The organism is Pseudomonas sp. 9.2(2024) (genome assembly GCF_039695385.1).
Taxonomy (GTDB): domain Bacteria; phylum Pseudomonadota; class Gammaproteobacteria; order Pseudomonadales; family Pseudomonadaceae; genus Aquipseudomonas; species Aquipseudomonas paraglycinae.
Window position 1 is genome coordinate 5,801,046 of the sequence record NZ_CP155585.1, and the last position, 19,908, is coordinate 5,820,953.

A 19,908-nucleotide genomic window follows, 5' to 3' on the forward strand; every position below is an offset into this window, starting at 1 on the left:
CAGCTTCCCCTTAACCGCGAGCCTTGGCTGCTGGACGTACAACCAGGTTGCCGCCAGTAGCGCCAGGAACAGCACCCTTGACCAGCAACAGATTGCGTTCAGCGTCCACGCGCACTACTTCCAGGGACTGCACGGTCACGCGCTCAGCGCCCATATGACCGGACATTTTTTTGCCCTTGAATACACGACCAGGAGTCTGGCACTGGCCGATAGAGCCTGGGACGCGGTGGGATACGGAGTTACCGTGGGTGTTATCTTGCCCGCGGAAATTCCAACGCTTGATCGTACCCTGGAAGCCTTTACCTTTGGACTGACCGGTTACATCAACCAGTTGACCAGCAGCGAAGATTTCAGCGTTGATCAGATCGCCGGCCTGGTACTCGCCTTCTTCAAGGCGGAATTCCATTACGGTACGACCAGCGGCAACGTTCGCTTTGGCGAAGTGGCCAGCCTGAGCAGCTGTTACACGGGAAGCACGACGCTCGCCGACAGTGACTTGCACTGCACGATAGCCATCGGTTTCTTCAGTTTTGAACTGGGTGACGCGATTCGGCTCGATCTCAATGACCGTGACCGGAATGGAGACACCTTCTTCGGTGAAAATACGGGTCATACCCGCTTTACGACCGACTACACCAATAGTCATGTTGTAAACCTCATGAGTGTACGGGGCTTTCACCCGCTATGGCCGCCCATTTCAGAGCGTTACACGACCAAGACCGAGTCTTAGCCGAGGCTGATCTGCACTTCCACACCGGCCGCAAGATCAAGCTTCATAAGTGCATCAACGGTTTTATCCGTTGGCTGGACGATGTCCAGAACGCGCTTATGAGTGCGGATCTCGTACTGGTCACGCGCGTCTTTGTTGACGTGCGGGGAAACCAGAACGGTGAACCGCTCTTTACGGGTAGGCAGTGGAATTGGACCACGCACTTGAGCACCAGTACGTTTCGCGGTTTCCACGATTTCCTGGGTTGATTGGTCGATCAGGCGATGGTCAAAAGCCTTCAACCTGATACGGATTTGCTGATTTTGCATTGGATTTCAGACTCCGGCTGCTATTCCCACCGGGCGCAATACGCCCGTTAAAAGGAGGCGCAATTCTATAGACGCCCCAGATAGGTGTCAACCCAATAAAAAAGCCCCCGCTAAGCGGGGGCTTTTTCAACTCATCAAAGCTGACTCAATAAAGAGATCACTCGATGATTTTAGCTACGACACCAGCACCAACGGTACGGCCGCCTTCACGGATTGCGAAACGCAGACCGTCTTCCATCGCGATGGTTTTGATCAGGGTAACAGTCATCTGAATGTTGTCACCTGGCATTACCATTTCAACGCCTTCTGGCAGCTCGCAGTTACCGGTCACGTCAGTAGTACGGAAGTAGAACTGTGGACGGTAGCCTTTGAAGAACGGAGTGTGACGGCCGCCTTCTTCCTTGCTCAGAACGTAAACTTCTGCGGTGAACTTGGTGTGCGGCTTAACCGAACCCGGCTTAACCAGAACCTGACCACGCTCAACGTCGTCACGCTTGGTGCCACGCAGCAGAACGCCGCAGTTCTCGCCAGCACGACCTTCGTCCAGCAGCTTGCGGAACATCTCAACACCGGTGCAGGTGGTGGTGGTGGTGTCACGCAGACCAACGATTTCCAGGGCGTCTTGAACGCGAACGATACCGCGCTCGATACGACCGGTCACAACAGTACCGCGACCCGAGATCGAGAACACGTCTTCGATTGGCATCAGGAAAGGCTTGTCGATAGCACGCTCTGGCTCTGGGATGTAGCTGTCCAGAGTCTCCACCAGCTTCTTAACAGCGGTGGTGCCCATTTCGTTGTCGTCTTTGCCTTCCAGCGCCATACGAGCCGAACCGATGATGATCGGAGTGTCGTCGCCTGGGAAGTCGTAGGTGGACAGCAGGTCGCGAACTTCCATCTCAACCAGTTCCAGCAGCTCAGCGTCGTCTACCAGGTCAGCCTTGTTCAGGAAAACCACGATGTACGGAACGCCTACCTGACGGGACAGCAGGATGTGCTCACGGGTTTGTGGCATCGGACCATCAGCGGCCGAGCAAACCAGGATAGCGCCGTCCATCTGCGCAGCACCAGTGATCATGTTCTTCACGTAGTCAGCGTGACCTGGGCAGTCAACGTGAGCGTAGTGACGAATGTTCGAGTTGTACTCAACGTGCGCGGTGTTGATGGTGATACCGCGAGCTTTTTCTTCTGGAGCGCTGTCGATCTTGTCGAATTCAACTACGGCCGAACCGAAAACTTCGGAGCAGACGCGAGTCAGAGCAGCGGTCAGAGTGGTTTTACCGTGGTCAACGTGGCCGATGGTGCCAACGTTTACGTGCGGTAGGGAACGATCAAATTTTTCTTTAGCCACGACAATTAACTCCTAGCCTAAAGGGGCTGAATCAGCCTTGTTTTTTGGTAACGGATTCGACGATGTGCGACGGAGCCGTATCGTATTTTTTGAATTCCATAGAGTAGCTTGCGCGACCCTGAGACATGGAACGAACGTCGGTCGCATAACCGAACATCTCACCCAGTGGAACTTCGGCACGGATAACCTTGCCGGACACTGTGTCTTCCATACCCTGGATCATGCCGCGACGACGGTTAAGGTCGCCCATCACATCACCCATATAGTCTTCAGGCGTAACAACCTCTACCGCCATGATCGGCTCAAGCAACTCACCACCGCCCTTCTGGGCCAGTTGCTTGGTCGCCATGGAAGCAGCCACTTTAAACGCCATCTCGTTGGAGTCGACGTCGTGGTAAGAACCATCGAACACGGTAGCCTTCAGGCCGATCAGCGGATAGCCGGCAACAACGCCGTTCTTCATCTGCTCTTCGATACCCTTCTGGATAGCCGGGATGTATTCCTTAGGAACCACACCACCCACTACTTCGTTCAGGAATTGCAGACCTTCCTGACCTTCGTCAGCAGGAGCAAAGCGAATCCAGCAGTGACCGAACTGGCCACGACCGCCGGACTGACGAACGAACTTGCCTTCGATTTCGCAGTTCTTCGTGATGCGCTCACGGTACGAAACCTGTGGCTTGCCGATGTTGGCTTCGACGTTGAACTCACGGCGCATCCGGTCAACCAGGATGTCCAAGTGCAGCTCGCCCATGCCGGAGATGATCGTTTGACCAGTCTCTTCATCAGTTTTGACGCGGAAAGACGGGTCTTCCTGAGCAAGCTTGCCCAGAGCGATACCCATTTTTTCCTGGTCATCCTTGGTCTTTGGCTCTACGGCAACCGAAATAACCGGCTCCGGGAAGTCCATGCGAACCAGGATGATTGGCTTGTCAGCATTGCAGAGGGTTTCACCAGTGGTGACGTCCTTCATGCCGATCAGGGCCGCGATGTCGCCAGCGCGTACTTCCTTGATCTCTTCACGGGCGTTTGCGTGCATTTGCACCATACGACCCACGCGCTCTTTCTTGCCTTTAACCGAGTTGATCACGCCGTCGCCGGAGTTCAACACGCCCGAGTAAACGCGGACGAAGGTCAAGGTACCCACGAATGGGTCGGTAGCGATCTTGAACGCCAGGGCCGCGAACGGCTCGTCGTCGCTTGCATGACGCTCCATCTCTTCTTCCTCGTTATCAGGGTTGGAACCCTTGATAGCAGGAATGTCGGTCGGAGCAGGCAGGAAGTCGATAACGGCGTCGAGAACCAGGGGAACGCCCTTGTTCTTGAACGAAGAACCGCAAACAGCCAGAACGATTTCGCCGGCGATAGTACGCTGACGCAGAGCAGCCTTGATCTCGGCGATCGACAGCTCTTCACCTTCCAGATACTTGTTCATCAGCTCTTCGCTGGCTTCGGCGGCGGCTTCAACCATGTTGTTGCGCCATTCTTCAGCCAGTTCAAGCATGTCCGCAGGGATTTCCTTGCGAACCGGAACCATACCCTTGTCAGAGTCGTTCCAGTAGACAGCTTGCATGTTAATCAGGTCGATCTGGCCCTGGAAGTTATCTTCCGAACCGATAGCCAGCTGGATCGGCACCGGAGTGTGACCCAGACGCTGTTTGATCTGACCGATCACGCGCAGGAAGTTGGCACCAGCACGGTCCATCTTGTTTACATAAACAAGACGTGGAACGCCGTATTTGTTGGCCTGACGCCATACGGTTTCCGACTGAGGCTCAACACCCGAAGTACCGCAGAACACAACGACCGCGCCGTCGAGTACGCGCAGGGAACGCTCTACTTCAATGGTGAAGTCTACGTGGCCCGGAGTATCGATTACGTTGAAGCGATGCTCGTGTGGGTACTGCTTCTCGGAACCTTTCCAGAAGGCGGTAATGGCAGCAGAAGTAATGGTAATACCACGCTCCTGCTCCTGAACCATCCAGTCTGTGGTCGCGGCGCCGTCATGCACCTCGCCCATTTTGTGACTTTTGCCAGTGTAAAAAAGGACGCGCTCGGTGGTGGTGGTTTTACCAGCATCCACGTGTGCGACGATACCGATGTTACGGTAGCGACTAATCGGAGTAGTACGAGCCATAAAGCCCTCGCAAAATTAGTGAAGCTAAAATTAGAAGCGGTAGTGCGAGAAAGCTTTGTTAGCTTCGGCCATACGGTGCACGTCTTCACGCTTCTTAACAGCAGCACCTTTACCTTCAGCAGCATCCAGCAGCTCGCCAGCCAAGCGCAGAGCCATAGACTTCTCGCCGCGCTTGCGGGCGAAGTCTACCAACCAGCGCATTGCCAGAGCGTTACGACGGGACGGACGAACCTCGACCGGAACCTGGTAAGTAGCACCACCAACGCGGCGCGACTTCACTTCGACCAGCGGAGCGATGGCGTCGAGTGCTTTTTCGAAGAGTTCCAGGGGATCGGTGCCGGTCTTGCGAGCCGCAACGGTTTCCAGGGCACCATAAACGATACGCTCGGCAACGGCTTTCTTGCCGCTTTCCATAACGTGGTTCATGAATTTGGCGAGGATTTGGCTTCCGTATTTCGGATCGTCCAGAATCTCACGCTTTGCTGCTACGCGACGTCTTGGCATTGATAAGCCCTCAAACGGTCTTCAGGTTAGCTCGGGACAGATCCAGTGGATGCGCGCCCGACCTTACTCTTATCGACTCAATAAAATGAAAATCTGCAAAACGGCCGATTACTTCGGACGCTTGGTACCGTACTTCGAACGACCCTGGTTACGGCCTTTAACGCCGGAAGTATCCAAGGAGCCGCGAACGGTGTGGTAACGAACACCTGGCAAGTCTTTTACACGACCGCCGCGGATCAGTACCACGCTGTGCTCTTGCAGGTTGTGGCCTTCACCACCGATGTACGAGGAAACCTCGAAACCGTTGGTCAGACGCACACGGCATACTTTACGCAGTGCCGAGTTAGGTTTTTTCGGCGTAGTGGTGTACACACGGGTGCACACGCCACGACGTTGCGGGCAGTTCTGCAGCGCAGGCACGTCGGATTTCTCGACGATACGCTTACGCGGCTGACGTACCAGCTGGTTGATAGTTGCCATCTACTAGCTCCACTGTTGTCTTGCGACGCTATTGTCTTGCAAGAAAAGCAAAATGGCAGGAACGAATTCCCGCCAAATTTAGGGGATCAAGAGTCTAAAGAGGATCTTGTCCCCAGTCAAGGCAAGGCCCCGACCTCCCCGCTCGTCGAACCTCGACAAATTGTCTCGATTCGATGAACGGCTTGATCAGGGCCTCAGCTCATTTTTCGCAGAACTCAGTTACCGCTCGAGTTCAGCGCTTCGGTCAGTGCAGCTTCCACTTCACTGGCGCTTACGCGCAACGGCTTGTCTGCATCACGACGACGCTTGCGCTCGCTGTGATAAGCCAGACCGGTACCGGCCGGGATCAGACGACCCACGACCACGTTTTCTTTCAGGCCGCGCAGGTAATCGCGCTTGCCGGTTACGGCCGCTTCGGTCAGTACGCGGGTGGTTTCCTGGAAGGAAGCCGCCGAGATGAACGATTCGGTCGACAACGACGCCTTGGTGATACCCAGCAGAACGCGGGTGAACTTGGAGACAAATTTGTCTTCCGCGTTCAGACGCTCGTTCTCTACCAGAACGTGAGTCAGTTCCATCTGGTCGCCCTTGATGAAGCTGGAGTCGCCGGACTCGGAGATCTCAACTTTACGCAGCATCTGACGCAGGATGGTCTCGATGTGCTTGTCGTTGATCTTCACGCCTTGCAGACGGTAAACGTCCTGGATCTCGTTGACGATGTACTTGGCCAGCGCGCTCACACCCAGCAGACGCAGGATGTCGTGCGGATCGCTCGGACCGTCGGAGATAACTTCGCCGCGGTTTACCTGTTCGCCTTCGAACACGTTCAGGTGACGCCACTTCGGAATCAGCTCTTCGTACGGATCGCTACCGTCGTTCGGGGTAATGACCAGACGGCGCTTGCCTTTGGTCTCTTTACCGAACGCGATGGTGCCGCTGACTTCAGCCAGGATCGACGCTTCTTTCGGACGACGAGCTTCGAACAGGTCGGCAACACGCGGCAGACCACCGGTGATGTCACGGGTTTTCGAAGTTTCTTGCGGGATACGAGCGATAACGTCACCGATCGCGATCTTCGCACCGTCCGCAACACCGACCAGGGCGTTGGCTGGCAGGAAGTACTGAGCGATAACGTCAGTGCCTGGCAGCAACAGATCCTTGCCGTTGTCATCAACCATCTTCACCGCAGGACGGATGTCCTTGCCGGCAGCCGGACGGTCTTTGGCATCGAGTACTTCAATGTTGGTCATACCGGTCAATTCGTCAGTCTGACGCTTGATCGTGATGCCTTCTTCCATGCCCACGTAGGTCACGGTACCTTTCATTTCGGTAACGATCGGGTGAGTGTGCGGATCCCACTTGGCCACGATTGCGCCAGCGTCGACCTTGTCACCTTCTTTAACCGAAATCACGGCACCATACGGCAGCTTGTAACGCTCGCGCTCACGACCGAAGTCGTCAGCGATTGCCAGCTCACCGGAACGGGACACAGCAACCAGGTTGCCATCCACACGCTCAACGTATTTCAGGTTGTGCAGACGGACGGTACCGCCATTCTTCACCTGAACGCTGTCGGCTGCGGAAGTACGGCTTGCCGCACCACCGATGTGGAACGTACGCATCGTCAGCTGGGTACCCGGCTCACCGATGGACTGGGCAGCGATAACGCCGACCGCTTCACCGATGTTCACCTGGTGACCACGAGCCAGGTCACGGCCGTAGCACTTGGCGCAAATGCCATAGCGGGTTTCGCAGCTGATCGGCGAACGCACGATCACTTCGTCGATGCTGTTCAGCTCGATGAACTCGACCCACTTCTCGTCTACCAGAGTGCCAGCAGGAACGATGACGTCCTCGGTACCCGGCTTGAATACGTCACGGGCAATGACACGACCCAATACGCGCTCACCCAACGGCTCTACAACGTCACCGCCTTCAATGTGCGGAGTCATCAGCAGACCGTGTTCAGTGCCGCAATCGATCTCGGTTACAACCAGATCCTGCGCCACGTCTACCAGACGACGAGTCAGGTAACCGGAGTTCGCAGTTTTCAACGCGGTATCCGCCAGACCTTTACGAGCACCGTGAGTCGAGATGAAGTACTGGAGTACGCTCAGACCTTCACGGAAGTTCGCAGTAATCGGCGTTTCAATGATGGAACCGTCCGGCTTGGCCATCAGACCACGCATACCGGCCAGCTGACGAATCTGTGCTGCGGAACCCCGCGCACCCGAGTCGGCCATCATGTACATCGAGTTGAACGATTCTTGCTCGACTTCGTCGCCGTGACGGTCGATGACTTTCTCTTTCGAGAGGTTGGCCATCATCGCCTTGGAGACTTCGTCGTTCGCTTTCGACCAAAGGTCGATCACTTTGTTGTACTTCTCGCCCTGGGTTACCAGGCCGGAGGCGTACTGGCTCTCGATTTCTTTCACTTCGTCGGTGGCAGCACCGATGATGCGGGCTTTTTCATCCGGGATAACGAAGTCGTTAACACCGATGGAAACGCCGGAAATGGTCGAATAGGCAAAACCGGTGTACATCAACTGGTCAGCGAAGATCACGGTCTCTTTCAGACCAACCACGCGGTAGCACTGGTTGATCAGCTTGGAGATCGCCTTTTTCTTCATCGGCAGGTTGACGACGTCGAACGACAGACCTTTTGGCACAACCTGGAACAGCAGCGCACGGCCGACAGTGGTGTCGACGATACGGGTGTTGTTCACGCTGTTGCCGTCACGATCGTTCACGGTTTCGTTGATACGAACCTTGATCTTGGCGTGCAGTGCGGCTTCGCCGGCACGGAACACACGGTCAACTTCCTGCAGATCCGCAAACACACGACCTTCGCCCTTGGCGTTGATCGCTTCACGAGTCATGTAGTACAGACCCAATACAACGTCCTGCGACGGAACGATGATTGGCTCACCGTTGGCTGGCGACAGAATGTTGTTGGTCGACATCATCAACGCACGCGCTTCGAGCTGGGCTTCCAGCGTCAGCGGTACGTGTACGGCCATTTGGTCGCCGTCGAAGTCGGCGTTGTACGCGGCGCAGACCAGAGGGTGCAGCTGGATAGCCTTACCTTCGATCAGTACCGGTTCAAACGCCTGGATACCCAGACGGTGAAGAGTCGGTGCACGGTTGAGGAGGACCGGGTGTTCGCGAATCACTTCAGCGAGAACGTCCCAAACTTCTGGCAGTTCGCGCTCGACCATTTTCTTGGCCGCTTTGATGGTGGTCGCGAGACCACGCATTTCCAGCTTGCCGAAAATGAACGGCTTGAACAGCTCGAGAGCCATCTTCTTCGGCAGACCGCACTGATGCAGACGCAGGGTCGGGCCTACGGTAATTACCGAACGACCGGAGTAGTCAACACGCTTACCGAGCAAGTTCTGACGGAAACGACCTTGCTTACCCTTGATCATGTCAGCCAGGGATTTCAGAGGACGCTTGTTGGAACCTGTGATAGCGCGGCCACGACGACCGTTGTCGAGCAGTGCATCGACAGCTTCCTGCAACATACGCTTTTCGTTGCGCACGATGATGTCCGGAGCGGACAGATCCAGCAGACGCTTCAAACGGTTGTTACGGTTGATCACTCGACGATACAGATCGTTGAGGTCGGAAGTCGCGAAACGACCGCCATCCAGCGGAACCAGTGGACGCAGATCTGGCGGCAGAACCGGCAGAACGGTCAGCACCATCCACTCTGGCAGGTTGCCGGAACCCTGGAAGGCTTCCATCAACTTCAGACGCTTGGACAGCTTCTTGATCTTGGTTTCGGAGTTGGTTTGCGGAATTTCTTCACGCAGACGGCCAATCTCGTGTTCCAGGTCGATAGCGTGCAGCAGTTCACGGACAGCTTCGGCACCCATACGGGCGTCGAAGTCATCACCGAACTCTTCCAGCGCTTCGAAGTACTGCTCGTCGTTCAGCAGCTGACCTTTTTCAAGAGTGGTCATGCCCGGGTCGATAACGACATAGCTCTCGAAGTAGAGAACGCGTTCGATATCACGCAGGGTCATGTCCATCAGCAGGCCGATACGGGACGGCAGCGATTTCAGGAACCAGATGTGGGCAACTGGCGAAGCCAGTTCGATGTGCGCCATGCGCTCACGACGAACCTTGGCCAGTGCAACTTCAACGCCGCACTTCTCGCAGATCACACCACGGTGCTTCAAGCGCTTGTACTTACCGCACAGGCACTCGTAATCCTTTACCGGGCCAAAGATCTTGGCGCAGAACAGACCGTCACGCTCAGGTTTGAACGTACGGTAGTTGATGGTTTCCGGCTTTTTAACTTCACCGAACGACCACGAGCGGATCATCTCAGGCGAGGCCAATCCGATACGGATGGCGTCGAACTCTTCGACTTGACCCTGGTTTTTCAGCAAATTCAGTAGGTCTTTCAAGGCCTTTCCTCCTGGCGGAGCAGAGAGCGGGCAATCCTGCCCCGCTCTCGATCGCGTCACGTGTTATTCGGTTTCCAGATCGATATCGATGCCGAGGGAACGAATTTCCTTGATCAACACGTTGAAGGACTCGGGCATGCCCGGCTCCATACGGTGATCGCCGTCCACGATGTTTTTGTACATCTTGGTCCGGCCGTTCACATCGTCCGACTTCACTGTGAGCATTTCTTGCAGAGTGTAAGCAGCACCGTATGCTTCCAGTGCCCAGACCTCCATCTCCCCGAAACGCTGACCACCGAACTGCGCCTTACCACCCAGCGGCTGCTGGGTAACCAGGCTGTACGAACCGGTAGAACGCGCGTGCATCTTGTCGTCTACCAAGTGGTTCAGCTTCAGCATGTACATGTAGCCAACGGTAACTGGACGCTCGAACTTGTTGCCGGTACGGCCGTCGGTCAGCTGCATCTGGCCGCTTTCTGGCAGGTCTGCCAGTTTCAGCATGGCCTTGATTTCGCTTTCCTTGGCACCGTCGAACACCGGAGTGGCCATTGGAACACCGCCACGCAGGTTCTTCGCCAGATCCAGGATTTCCTGATCGGAGAAGCTGTCCAGATCTTCGTTACGACCGCCGATCTGGTTGTAGATCTCGTCCAGGAAGGTACGCAGCTCAGCGACTTTGCGCTGCTCTTCGACCATCCGGTTGATCTTCTCGCCCAGACCTTTGGCCGCGAGGCCCAGGTGGGTTTCAAGGATCTGACCAACGTTCATACGCGAAGGTACGCCCAGCGGGTTGAGGACCACGTCGACCGGGGTGCCATTGGCATCGTGCGGCATGTCTTCAACCGGCATGATCACGGAGACCACACCTTTGTTACCGTGACGACCGGCCATCTTGTCGCCCGGCTGGATGCGACGACGGATTGCCAGGTAAACCTTGACGATCTTCAGCACGCCTGGAGCCAGGTCATCGCCCTGCTGCAGTTTGCGCTTCTTGTCTTCGAACTTGTCGTCCAGCAGACGGCGGCGATCAACGATGTAGGCCTGAGCCTTCTCGAGCTGCTCGTTCAGAGCATCTTCAGCCATGCGCAGTTTGAACCACTGACCATGCTCAAGACCGTCGAGTACTTCGTCGGTGATGTCCTGACCTTTCTTCAGGCCCGCGCCGCCTTCAGCCTTGTGGCCTACCAGAGCGGAACGCAGACGTTCGAAGGTCGCGCCTTCAACGATGCGGAACTCTTCGTTCAGATCCTTGCGGATCTCGTCCAGCTGGGACTTCTCGATCGACAGTGCACGAGCATCACGCTCAACGCCGTCACGAGTGAAGACCTGCACGTCGATGACAGTACCTTTGGTGCCGGTAGGCACGCGCAGGGAGGTGTCTTTAACGTCGCTGGCTTTTTCACCGAAGATCGCACGCAGCAGTTTTTCTTCCGGAGTCAGTTGGGTCTCGCCTTTCGGAGTGACCTTGCCTACCAGGATGTCGCCTGCGCCGACTTCAGCACCTACGTAAACGATACCGGCTTCGTCCAGCTTGTTCAGAGCGGCTTCACCCACGTTCGGGATGTCCGCAGTGATTTCCTCTGGGCCAAGCTTGGTGTCACGGGCCACACAGGTCAGTTCCTGAATGTGGATCGTGGTGAAGCGGTCTTCCTGAACCACACGCTCGGACAGGCAGATGGAGTCTTCGAAGTTGAAGCCGTTCCATGCCATGAACGCGATGCGCATGTTCTGACCCAGAGCCAGTTCACCCATGTCGGTGGACGGGCCGTCGGCCATGATGTCGCTACGCTGAACGCGATCACCTTTGCTCACCAGCGGACGCTGGTTGATGCAGGTGTTCTGGTTCGAGCGGGTGTATTTGGTCAGGTTGTAGATGTCGACACCAGCTTCGCCGGTTTCAACTTCGTCATCAGCAACACGAACCACGATACGACTGGCATCAACGGAGTCGATCACGCCGCCACGACGAGCCACGACGCAAACGCCGGAGTCGCGAGCCACGTTACGCTCCATGCCGGTACCTACCAGCGGCTTGTCAGCGCGCAGGGTTGGTACAGCTTGACGCTGCATGTTCGAACCCATCAACGCACGGTTGGCGTCGTCGTGCTCGAGGAACGGAATCAGCGACGCTGCAACCGAAACTACCTGCTTCGGCGAAACGTCCATCAAGGTGACGTCTTCCGGCGCCTTGACGGTGAATTCGTTCAGGTGACGCACGGCCACCAGTTCGTCGATCAGGACTTTCTGCTCGTTCATGGTCGCCGAAGCCTGCGCGATCACGTGATCGGCTTCTTCAATGGCGGACAGGAACACGATGTCGTCGGTGACCACACCCTCTTTCACCACACGGTACGGGCTCTCGAGGAAGCCGTACTGGTTGGTGCGAGCGTAAGCAGCCAGCGAGTTGATCAGACCGATGTTCGGACCTTCCGGCGTTTCAATCGGGCAGACACGACCGTAGTGAGTCGGGTGTACGTCACGGACTTCGAAGCCCGCGCGCTCACGAGTCAGACCGCCAGGGCCGAGTGCAGAGACACGACGCTTGTGGGTGATCTCGGATAACGGGTTGTTCTGGTCCATGAACTGCGACAGCTGGCTGGAACCGAAGAACTCTTTCACCGCCGCAGCCACTGGCTTGGCGTTGATCAGGTCTTGCGGCATCAGGCCTTCGCTTTCAGCCATCGACAGACGCTCTTTGACCGCACGCTCAACACGTACCAGGCCAACGCGGAACTGGTTCTCGGCCATTTCGCCTACGCAGCGAACACGACGGTTACCCAGGTGGTCGATGTCGTCGACGATGCCTTTACCGTTACGGATGTCGACCAGAGTCTTCAGTACCGCGACGATGTCTTCCTTGCACAGCACGCCCGAACCTTCGATCTCGGTACGACCGATACGACGGTTGAACTTCATCCGGCCGACCGCAGACAGGTCATAGCGCTCAGGGCTGAAGAACAGGTTGTTGAACAGGGTCTCGGCAGCGTCTTTGGTTGGCGGCTCGCCTGGACGCATCATGCGATAGATCTCGACCAGCGCTTCCAATTGGTTGCTGGTGGAGTCGATCTTCAGCGTGTCGGAGACGAACGGACCGCAGTCGATGTCGTTGGTGTACAGAGTTTCGATGCGTACGACGCCGGCCTTGGCGATTTTCGCCAGGATCTCGGTCGACAGCTCGGTGTTGCATTCTGCCAGGATCTCACCGGTAGCCGGGTGTACGATGGCCTTGGCGGTGGTACGACCCAGAACGTAATCCAGAGGCACGTCCAGCTCTTTGATCCCGGCTTTTTCCAGCTGGTTGATGTGGCGGGCAGTAATACGACGGCCCTGCTCAACGATCACCTTGCCTTTGTCATCCTGGATGTCGAGAACTGCGACTTCACCACGCAGGCGCTGAGGCACCAGCTCCAGGCTCAGGCCTTCGCCTTTCACGTGGAATACGTTGGTGGTGTAGAACGCGTCCAGCACTTCCTCGGTGGTATAACCGAGCGCGCGCAGCAGTACCGAGGCCGGCAGTTTGCGACGACGGTCGATACGCACGAATACGCAGTCTTTCGGGTCGAACTCGAAGTCCAGCCACGAACCGCGGTAAGGAATGATGCGCGCGGAGTACAGCAGTTTGCCGGAGCTGTGCGTCTTGCCACGGTCGTGGTCGAAGAACACGCCCGGGGAACGGTGCAGCTGGGAAACGATAACACGCTCGGTACCGTTGATTACGAAGGTACCGTTCTCAGTCATCAATGGGATTTCACCCATGTAGACTTCTTGCTCTTTGATGTCCTTGATCGCTTTGTTCGACGATTCTTTGTCGAAAATGATCAGGCGCACTTTTACCCGCAAAGGTACGGCGAAAGTTACACCGCGCAATACGCATTCTTTGACATCAAATGCCGGTTCGCCCAAGCGATAACCGACGTACTCCAGCGCAGCATTGCCGGAGTAGCTGATGATCGGGAAAACGGATTTGAAGGCCGCATGCAGGCCCACGTCGCGGAACTGATCTTTAGTCGCTCCCGCTTGCAAGAATTCACGATACGAATCCAGCTGGATGGCCAGGAGGTAAGGCACATCCATGACGTCCGGCAACTTGCTAAAGTCCTTGCGGATACGTTTTTTCTCAGTATATGAGTAAGCCATCAGCGTTCCCCAGCTTGGTCACCTGCTTGTTTGGCCCCTCCCGACGGGAGCAGCCAGAAAATCGTGCAAACCCCATGGTTTGCGCCACCGCATCGGGTGGTTACAGCTCGTTATCGACACCGACCCAGTCGGCTGCCAATAACGGAAAAAGGCCGGTGGCAAGAGCCACCAGCCATCAGCCTGTCGCTTGACGCTCGGGCTGGAGGAGCAAAGTCGATGCTTACTTCAGCTCGACTTTAGCGCCTGCTTCTTCCAGCTTCTTCTTAGCGTCTTCAGCAGCTTCTTTCGAAACGCCTTCAGCTACAACCTGAGGAGCGCCGTCGACTTTCTCTTTGGCTTCTTTCAGGCCCAGACCGGTCAGTTCACGAACTGCCTTGATCACGTTTACTTTCTTCTCGCCGGCTTCAACCAGAACAACGTTGAACTCGGTTTGCTCTTCAACAACAGCGGCAGCAGCAGCTGGACCAGCAGCAGCAACAGCAGCGGTCACGCCGAAGGTTTCTTCCATTGCTTTGATCAGCTCAACAACTTCCAGAACGGTTTTCTGGCCGATTGCTTCGATGATTTGTTCGTTAGTCAGAGACATGACTCAATTCCTGATTTGGTGGACAGCCTGTACGGCCGTCGAAATAAACAAAAATACGCGAGAGTGGAAACGCTCAGCCTCAGGCTGCAGCTGCTTCTTTCTGATCGCGAATTGCCGCCAGAGTACGAGCCAGCTTGCTGGTAGCGCCTTGAATCACGCTCATCAGTTTCGCAATAGCTTCGTCGCGAGTTGGCAGGCTTGCCAGCACGTCGATCTCATTCGCTGCGAGGAACTTGCCCTCGAACGAAGCTGCCTTGATCTCGAACTTATCCTGACCCTTGGCAAATTCCTTGAACAGACGAGCAGCAGCGCCCGGGTGTTCGTTGGAGAATGCAATCAGGGTCGGGCCGGTGAACACGTCGTTGAGGACACTGTAAGGAGTGTCAGCAACAGCGCGCTTGAGCAGGGTGTTACGTACAACACGTACGTAAACGCCAGCTTCACGAGCCTCTTTACGGAGTCCGGTCATTGCGCCTACTGTTACGCCACGGGCATCAACCACGACAGCGGACAGAGCGACTTTGGCAGCCTCGTTGACTTCAGCGACGATGGCCTTCTTGTCTTCGAGATTAATTGCCACGGGTTTAACTCCTGCTTGTTACCGTTTCATTCGATCGAAACCGAATGTCGTTTTGGTGTCTGATTCGGTAAGGAACCGGGAGCACCATCTGCGTAGGCTTGAGGTTTAAGACTTGCGTCGCCTACGGTCTTGGATAGCCCCCGCCAGGCAGGGACCCCAATCTTTCAATTGGCGCAGTCAACTGCGCCAATTTTTGTCTTACGCGTCCAGCGAGCTCTGGTCGATGACCAGACCTGGGCCCATAGTGGTGCTCAGGGTAACGCGCTTGACGTAGATACCTTTCGAAGAAGCTGGCTTGATACGCTTCAGATCAGCGATCAGGGCTTCAACGTTTTCCTTCAGCTTGACGGCATCGAAGCCGATCTTGCCAACGGAAGTGTGGATGATGCCGTTTTTGTCAGTGCGATAACGAACCTGACCAGCCTTGGCATTTTTAACCGCGGTAGCGACGTCTGGGGTAACAGTGCCGACTTTCGGGTTAGGCATCAGACCACGTGGACCGAGGATCTGACCCAACTGACCTACAACGCGCATGGCATCCGGGGATGCGATCACTACGTCATAGTTCAGGTCGCCGCCTTTCATTTCGGCAGCCAGTTCGTCCATACCTACACGGTCAGCGCCGGCAGCCAGAGCGGCCTCAGCAGCTGGACCCTGGGTGAACACAGCAACGCGAACAGTCTTGCCAGTGCCGTGTGGCAGCACAGTAGCGCTACGAACGACCTGGTCGGATTTACGCGGGTCTACGCCCAGGTTTACAGCTACGTCGAACGACTCGCTGAACTTGACAGTCGACAGCTCGGCCAGCAGTGCAGCGGCTTCTACAATGTTGTAGGCCTTGCCTGCTTCGATTTTGCCGGCGATAGCCTTTTGACGCTTGGTCAGCTTAGCCATTACACACCCTCCACGTTAAGGCCCATGCTACGAGCAGAACCGGCGATAGTACGCACGGCTGCATCCATATCAGCTGCAGTCAGATCCGCGTTTTTGGTTTTCGCGATTTCTTCCAGCTGAGCACGGGTAACAGTGCCAACCTTAACGGTGTTCGGACGAGCGGAACCGCTGGTCAGACCGGCCGCCTTCTTCAGCAGAACCGAAGCAGGGGTGGATTTGGTTTCGAAAGTGAAGCTACGGTCGCTGTAGACAGTGATGATCACTGGAGTCGGCAGACCAGCTTCCAGACCCTGGGTACGGGCGTTGAAAGCTTTGCAGAATTCCATGATGTTCACGCCGTGCTGACCCAGAGCAGGACCAACAGGTGGGCTTGGGTTAGCCTGAGCGGCCTTCACTTGCAGCTTGATGTAAGCGGTAATCTTCTTGGCCATGAGGCACTCCAATTACGGGTTCGAACGCCTCGAAAGGCTCCCCGGTTACTTGCGCGTTTATCCCAGTGACGACAAAACCCCACAGCCTAGGGCTGCGGGGTTGGGATGCTTGCTCAGCTAGACCTTTTCGACCTGACTGAACTCCAACTCTACCGGAGTAGAGCGTCCGAAAATGAGCACTGCCACTTGGATCCGGCTCTTTTCGTAGTTAACTTCTTCAACAACACCGTTAAAGTCAGCAAACGGACCATCATTGACTCGAACGGTTTCGCCTGGCTCGAACAGCGTCTTCGGCTTCGGCTTGTCGCTACCGTCAGCAACGCGACGCAGAATCGCTTCAGCTTCTTTATCGGTGATTGGTGCTGGCTTATCAGCAGTACCGCCGATAAAACCCATCACCCGAGGAGTATCCTTGACCAAGTGCCAAGTACCCTCGTTCATATCCATCTGAACCAGCACATAACCTGGGAAGAATTTGCGCTCGCTTTTGCGTTTCTGGCCATTACGCATTTCAACCACTTCTTCAGTGGGAACCAGAATTTCGCCGAAGCCATCTTCCATGCCAGCCAGCTTTACACGCTCGATCAACGAACGCATGACATGCTTCTCGTAACCCGAGTAAGCATGCACAACGTACCAACGCTTAGCCACGGGACACCCTTAGCCGACAATCAAGGAAACAAGCCAGCCGAGCAGGGAATCAAGCCCCCACAACAGCAACGCCATAACCAGAACAACAGCCACAACAATCAGCGTGGTCTGCGTGGTTTCTTGGCGAGTTGGCCATACGACTTTACGAATCTCGGTGCGAGCTTCCTTAACCAGTACAAAGAAAGACTTGCCCTTGGCAGTCTGCAGGCCTACAAAGGCAGCTACAGCAGCAATAACAAGCAATGCGAGTACACGGTACAGGATCGGCGAAGCAGCGTAATACTGATTGCCGACAACGCCAACAATTACCAAAGCGACTACGACAAGCCACTTGAGCAAATCGAAGCGAGAGCCTTGAGCTTCAGCTTTAGGAGTCATCTATGAAGATCCTGTGAAAAGAAAGCCAGACACACCAAGTGAATCTGGCAGGTCAGGAGGGAATCGAACCCCCAACCTACGGTTTTGGAGACCGTCGCTCTGCCAATTGAGCTACTGACCTAAAACAAAATCAGGCCGGCCATTATGCCGGCCTGAAAAAGACATTACAACTATTTACTCGATGATCTTGGCTACGACGCCAGCACCAACGGTACGGCCGCCTTCACGGATTGCGAAACGCAGGCCGTCTTCCATCGCGATGGTTTTGATCAGGGTAACAGTCATCTGAATGTTGTCACCTGGCATTACCATTTCAACACCTTCTGGCAGCTCGCAGTTACCGGTCACGTCAGTAGTACGGAAGTAGAACTGTGGACGGTAGCCTTTGAAGAACGGAGTGTGACGGCCGCCTTCTTCCTTGCTCAGAACGTAAACTTCTGCGGTGAACTTGGTGTGCGGCTTAACCGAACCCGGCTTAACCAGAACCTGACCACGCTCAACGTCGTCACGCTTGGTGCCACGCAGCAGAACGCCGCAGTTCTCGCCAGCACGACCTTCGTCCAGCAGCTTGCGGAACATCTCAACACCGGTGCAGGTGGTGGTGGTGGTGTCACGCAGACCAACGATTTCCAGGGCGTCTTGAACGCGAACGATACCGCGCTCGATACGACCGGTCACAACAGTACCGCGACCCGAGATCGAGAACACGTCTTCGATTGGCATCAGGAAAGGCTTGTCGATAGCACGCTCTGGCTCTGGGATGTAGCTGTCCAGAGTTTCCACCAGCTTCTTGACAGCGGTGGTGCCCATTTCGTTGTCGTCTTTGCCTTCCAGCGCCATACGAGCCGAACCGATGATGATCGGAGTGTCGTCGCCTGGGAAGTCGTAGGTGGACAGCAGGTCGCGAACTTCCATCTCAACCAGTTCCAGCAGCTCAGCGTCGTCTACCAGGTCAGCCTTATTCAGGAAAACCACGATGTACGGAACGCCTACCTGACGGGACAGCAGGATGTGCTCACGGGTTTGTGGCATCGGACCATCAGCGGCCGAGCAAACCAGGATCGCGCCGTCCATTTGCGCAGCACCAGTGATCATGTTCTTCACGTAGTCAGCGTGACCTGGGCAGTCAACGTGAGCGTAGTGACGAATGTTCGAGTTGTACTCAACGTGCGCGGTGTTGATGGTGATACCGCGAGCTTTTTCTTCTGGAGCGCTGTCGATCTTGTCGAATTCAACTACGGCCGAACCGAAAACTTCGGAGCAGACGCGAGTCAGAGCAGCGGTCAGCGTGGTCTTACCGTGGTCTACGTGACCGATGGTGCCTACGTTGACGTGCGGCAGGGAACGATCAAATTTTTCCTTAGCCATCGATATCACCCCTAACAGAAGAAATTGAGCAAACAACACGAGCCATTAAAACAAAGGCAGATATTTTCATATCTGCCTTGTTATATGGAGCTCTTGAGCGGATTTGAACCGCTGACCTCACCCTTACCAAGGGTGTGCTCTACCAACTGAGCTACAAGAGCGTAAAACTTTGCACAACCTGCAAACTTGGAGCGGGTAGCGGGAATCGAACCCGCATCATCAGCTTGGAAGGCTGAGGTTCTACCACTAAACTATACCCGCGGAGCCTGCAGCTCACGCTAAAATCTGGTGGAGGGAGAAGGATTCGAACCTTCGAAGTCGTAGACGTCAGATTTACAGTCTGATCCCTTTGGCCGCTCGGGAACCCCTCCTAATCAGGCCGGCATTCTATACTATGCCAAACCCCTGTCAAGCATTTTCTCATTTAAAAACCTGAGGTTAGCTGCATTGACACCACCCCACTGCTTCTACCTTTTCAGGTCTTCGCTGTGGAGCGGGCGCCATTCTATGCAAACTATTCAGTGGGTGCAACCCCCTCGCACAGCATTATTTTATGTTTTAACTCATTGAATTCCTTGGAAAGGTTTTGTAACTGAGCATCACCCAGCAAACGCTGGGTTTCGGGCGTAATCTGGAACCAATATGAGCCGCCGGAAGACTCTTTTGATGAAGGAAGAGCTTTTGCTCCAATCTCCGTCAAACGCTGTTCCAACGCCTGAGCGGTCTCGGGGCGCGCCAAACCACCTACATAAAGGCACTGCCCATCAGACTTCCCCCCAGTCCTTTTTTCACGGGAAGCATCACCACCAGCCTCACTCAGCAAGCGAATATCCTGTTGCGAGCCACGATAAAGACTGAGCGGCGTTACATCCTTTGCGCGTAGCGGGGCCTCCTGCTGATGCCAGACGTAATAAAACACATTGAGTACCAGAAGCAGAAGAAACAACCAACGCATACA

16 protein-coding genes and 4 tRNA genes are annotated in these 19,908 nt (G+C 55.4%); all 20 read right to left on the reverse strand.

Translation table 11 applies throughout. From position 1 onward, the window contains the following. Positions 1-10: 10 nt before the first annotated feature. Positions 11-646, reverse strand: coding sequence for a 50S ribosomal protein L3 (gene rplC / locus ABFB52_RS26290; protein ID WP_007955641.1), 636 nt, complete (start codon positions 644-646; stop codon positions 11-13). 80 nt (positions 647-726) lie between these two features. Then, the gene (gene rpsJ / locus ABFB52_RS26295; protein WP_003186070.1) at positions 727-1,038 is read right to left on the reverse strand and encodes a 30S ribosomal protein S10; all 312 of its coding nucleotides are present in this window, start codon (positions 1,036-1,038) and stop codon (positions 727-729) included. A 157-nt stretch (positions 1,039-1,195) separates the two neighbouring features. After that, positions 1,196-2,389, reverse strand: a complete 1,194-nt coding sequence (gene tuf, locus ABFB52_RS26300) for an elongation factor Tu (RefSeq protein WP_010220303.1) — start codon at positions 2,387-2,389, stop codon at positions 1,196-1,198. Positions 2,390-2,420: 31 nt separating this feature from the next. Next, positions 2,421-4,526, reverse strand: coding sequence for an elongation factor G (gene fusA, locus ABFB52_RS26305; protein WP_011336173.1), 2,106 nt, complete (start codon positions 4,524-4,526; stop codon positions 2,421-2,423). A gap of 30 nt (positions 4,527-4,556) precedes the next feature. After that, entirely contained in the window at positions 4,557-5,030 is a 474-nt protein-coding gene (gene rpsG, locus ABFB52_RS26310) for a 30S ribosomal protein S7 (protein WP_007957592.1), read from the reverse strand. A 108-nt stretch (positions 5,031-5,138) separates the two neighbouring features. Continuing rightward, on the reverse strand, positions 5,139-5,510 hold the full coding sequence (rpsL, locus tag ABFB52_RS26315; RefSeq protein ID WP_003186084.1) for a 30S ribosomal protein S12: 372 nt from the start codon (positions 5,508-5,510) through the stop codon (positions 5,139-5,141). Positions 5,511-5,725: 215 nt separating this feature from the next. Next, positions 5,726-9,925, reverse strand: a complete 4,200-nt coding sequence (rpoC, locus tag ABFB52_RS26320; protein WP_129972524.1) for a DNA-directed RNA polymerase subunit beta' — start codon at positions 9,923-9,925, stop codon at positions 5,726-5,728. A gap of 63 nt (positions 9,926-9,988) precedes the next feature. After that, a complete protein-coding gene (gene rpoB, locus ABFB52_RS26325) occupies positions 9,989-14,062 on the reverse strand; it encodes a DNA-directed RNA polymerase subunit beta (RefSeq protein ID WP_007957595.1) in 4,074 nt (1,357 codons plus the stop codon). 220 nt (positions 14,063-14,282) lie between these two features. Beyond that, positions 14,283-14,648, reverse strand: coding sequence for a 50S ribosomal protein L7/L12 (gene rplL / locus ABFB52_RS26330; RefSeq protein WP_007957596.1), 366 nt, complete (start codon positions 14,646-14,648; stop codon positions 14,283-14,285). Between the two features lie 79 nt (positions 14,649-14,727). After that, positions 14,728-15,228, reverse strand: a complete 501-nt coding sequence (rplJ, locus tag ABFB52_RS26335) for a 50S ribosomal protein L10 (protein ID WP_007957597.1) — start codon at positions 15,226-15,228, stop codon at positions 14,728-14,730. 198 nt (positions 15,229-15,426) lie between these two features. Then, positions 15,427-16,122 carry a 50S ribosomal protein L1 gene (gene rplA / locus ABFB52_RS26340; protein WP_085747590.1) on the reverse strand — a complete coding sequence of 232 codons (696 nt, stop codon included), beginning with the start codon at positions 16,120-16,122 and terminating at the stop codon, positions 15,427-15,429. Beyond that, entirely contained in the window at positions 16,122-16,553 is a 432-nt protein-coding gene (gene rplK, locus ABFB52_RS26345) for a 50S ribosomal protein L11 (protein WP_003228756.1), read from the reverse strand. The genes rplA and rplK overlap by 1 nt, the downstream gene beginning before the upstream one ends. A 117-nt stretch (positions 16,554-16,670) precedes the next feature. Further along, positions 16,671-17,204, reverse strand: coding sequence for a transcription termination/antitermination protein NusG (nusG, locus tag ABFB52_RS26350; RefSeq protein WP_007957598.1), 534 nt, complete (start codon positions 17,202-17,204; stop codon positions 16,671-16,673). Positions 17,205-17,213: 9 nt separating this feature from the next. After that, a complete protein-coding gene (gene secE / locus ABFB52_RS26355; RefSeq protein WP_007957600.1) occupies positions 17,214-17,582 on the reverse strand; it encodes a preprotein translocase subunit SecE in 369 nt (122 codons plus the stop codon). 45 nt (positions 17,583-17,627) lie between these two features. Next, positions 17,628-17,703: transfer RNA gene (locus ABFB52_RS26360), tRNA-Trp, on the reverse strand. Between the two features lie 53 nt (positions 17,704-17,756). Continuing rightward, complete coding sequence (gene tuf / locus ABFB52_RS26365) at positions 17,757-18,950, reverse strand: elongation factor Tu (RefSeq protein ID WP_010220303.1); 1,194 nt, start codon at positions 18,948-18,950, stop codon at positions 17,757-17,759. 85 nt (positions 18,951-19,035) lie between these two features. After that, positions 19,036-19,111 (reverse strand) — tRNA-Thr (locus ABFB52_RS26370). Between the two features lie 26 nt (positions 19,112-19,137). After that, positions 19,138-19,211 (reverse strand) — tRNA-Gly (locus ABFB52_RS26375). A gap of 25 nt (positions 19,212-19,236) precedes the next feature. After that, a tRNA-Tyr gene (locus ABFB52_RS26380) sits at positions 19,237-19,321 on the reverse strand. Between the two features lie 143 nt (positions 19,322-19,464). Beyond that, positions 19,465-19,905: a hypothetical protein gene (locus ABFB52_RS26385; RefSeq protein WP_102686412.1), complete on the reverse strand. Its 441-nt coding sequence runs from the start codon at positions 19,903-19,905 to the stop codon at positions 19,465-19,467. Between the last annotated feature and the right edge of the window lie 3 nt (positions 19,906-19,908).